This window comes from Bradyrhizobium denitrificans (genome assembly GCF_013179005.1).
GTDB classification, from domain to species: domain Bacteria; phylum Pseudomonadota; class Alphaproteobacteria; order Rhizobiales; family Xanthobacteraceae; genus Bradyrhizobium; species Bradyrhizobium denitrificans.
On sequence record NZ_JABFDP010000077.1, the window covers coordinates 1 to 2,267 of the forward strand.

A 2,267-nucleotide genomic window follows, 5' to 3' on the forward strand; every position below is an offset into this window, starting at 1 on the left:
CCGCGCCACGCGTAGCCCGAAGGGCGAAGCGTGGTGGAGCCTGTCGGGATCGAACCGACGACCTCATGCTTGCAAAGCACGCGCTCTCCCAGCTGAGCTAAGGCCCCATACTCGGAAAGACGAATGCAAAGCAGCGCGATCGTCGAGACGATGTTAACCGGCAACTGCCCGTCTTCGCCAAGTGGCTTCGCCGGGCACGCTTCGCTCCATCAAGAGCGAGGCCGCGCCACGCGTAGCCGCAGGCGAAGCGTGGTGGGCCTGGGAAGACTTGAACTTCCGACCTCACGCTTATCAAGCGCGCGCTCTAACCAACTGAGCTACAAGCCCTAACGCTCGAAGCTCGTCACCACCCAGCCCGCAAGGGCCAAGGCAGCAAACGCGCAGCCCCAGGCAGCGTGTTCGTCCGCGAAGAAAGAGAAACGAAGACGGCGAAATCCCGCCAATGGAACTCAACCCGATCTGGCGATCGTGTTGGTCCCTGATGTTTCTAAAACAGCTCGATAGCTGATCAACCCGAAGGTCGATCGATCCGAAGATCGCGCTGAAGAGCCATCCTTAGAAAGGAGGTGATCCAGCCGCAGGTTCCCCTACGGCTACCTTGTTACGACTTCACCCCAGTCGCTGACCCTACCGTGGTCGGCTGCCTCCATTGCTGGTTAGCGCACCGCCTTCAGGTAAAGCCAACTCCCATGGTGTGACGGGCGGTGTGTACAAGGCCCGGGAACGTATTCACCGTGGCGTGCTGATCCACGATTACTAGCGATTCCAACTTCATGGGCTCGAGTTGCAGAGCCCAATCCGAACTGAGACGGCTTTTTGAGATTTGCGAAGGGTCACCCCTTAGCTTCCCACTGTCACCGCCATTGTAGCACGTGTGTAGCCCAGCCCGTAAGGGCCATGAGGACTTGACGTCATCCCCACCTTCCTCGCGGCTTATCACCGGCAGTCTCCTTAGAGTGCTCAACTAAATGGTAGCAACTAAGGACGGGGGTTGCGCTCGTTGCGGGACTTAACCCAACATCTCACGACACGAGCTGACGACAGCCATGCAGCACCTGTGTTTCGGGCTCCGAAGAGAAGGTCACGTCTCTGCGACCGGTCCCAAACATGTCAAGGGCTGGTAAGGTTCTGCGCGTTGCGTCGAATTAAACCACATGCTCCACCGCTTGTGCGGGCCCCCGTCAATTCCTTTGAGTTTTAATCTTGCGACCGTACTCCCCAGGCGGAATGCTTAAAGCGTTAGCTGCGCCACTGGTGAGTAAACCCACCAACGGCTGGCATTCATCGTTTACGGCGTGGACTACCAGGGTATCTAATCCTGTTTGCTCCCCACGCTTTCGTGCCTCAGCGTCAGTATCGGGCCAGTGAGCCGCCTTCGCCACTGGTGTTCTTGCGAATATCTACGAATTTCACCTCTACACTCGCAGTTCCACTCACCTCTCCCGAACTCAAGATCTTCAGTATCAAAGGCAGTTCTGGAGTTGAGCTCCAGGATTTCACCCCTGACTTAAAGACCCGCCTACGCACCCTTTACGCCCAGTGATTCCGAGCAACGCTAGCCCCCTTCGTATTACCGCGGCTGCTGGCACGAAGTTAGCCGGGGCTTATTCTTGCGGTACCGTCATTATCTTCCCGCACAAAAGAGCTTTACAACCCTAGGGCCTTCATCACTCACGCGGCATGGCTGGATCAGGGTTGCCCCCATTGTCCAATATTCCCCACTGCTGCCTCCCGTAGGAGTTTGGGCCGTGTCTCAGTCCCAATGTGGCTGATCATCCTCTCAGACCAGCTACTGATCGTCGCCTTGGTAGGCCATTACCCTACCAACTAGCTAATCAGACGCGGGCCGATCTTTCGGCGATAAATCTTTCCCCGTAAGGGCTTATCCGGTATTAGCACAAGTTTCCCTGTGTTGTTCCGAACCAAAAGGTACGTTCCCACGCGTTACTCACCCGTCTGCCGCTGACGTATTGCTACGCCCGCTCGACTTGCATGTGTTAAGCCTGCCGCCAGCGTTCGCTCTGAGCCAGGATCAAACTCTCAAGTTGAACTTGAAGCTTTGAACCGGCTGATCACAACGTTTGACGAGGTCCCACCAATCGATCTCCACGCTTCACAGCGCGAAAACCATGGTGTTACCTTTGAAACATTGTCCGCCGAAGTCTTCTCGTCCGATCTCAGATAAAAGCCGAAGCTCCCACCCGAGACCCGCAAGGACTCCGCCGTCCACGTTTCTCTTTCTTCATCTTCACTTGTCAAACAGCCCG

Annotated in this window: 1 protein-coding gene, 2 tRNA genes and 1 rRNA gene; all 4 read right to left on the reverse strand. The window is 56.4% G+C overall.

Features of this window, described 5'->3' with window-relative positions; translation table 11 throughout:
* Positions 1-31: 31 nt before the first annotated feature.
* Positions 32-107: transfer RNA gene (locus tag HL671_RS37770), tRNA-Ala, on the reverse strand.
* 143 nt (positions 108-250) lie between these two features.
* Positions 251-327, reverse strand: a tRNA-Ile gene (locus HL671_RS37775).
* A 232-nt stretch (positions 328-559) separates the two neighbouring features.
* Positions 560-2,048, reverse strand: a 16S ribosomal RNA gene (locus HL671_RS37780).
* Positions 2,041-2,267 (reverse strand): hypothetical protein (locus HL671_RS38125; RefSeq protein ID WP_210264282.1); only part of this gene is annotated, 227 nt, incomplete at its 5' end. The genes HL671_RS38125 and HL671_RS37780, both read right to left, overlap by 8 nt.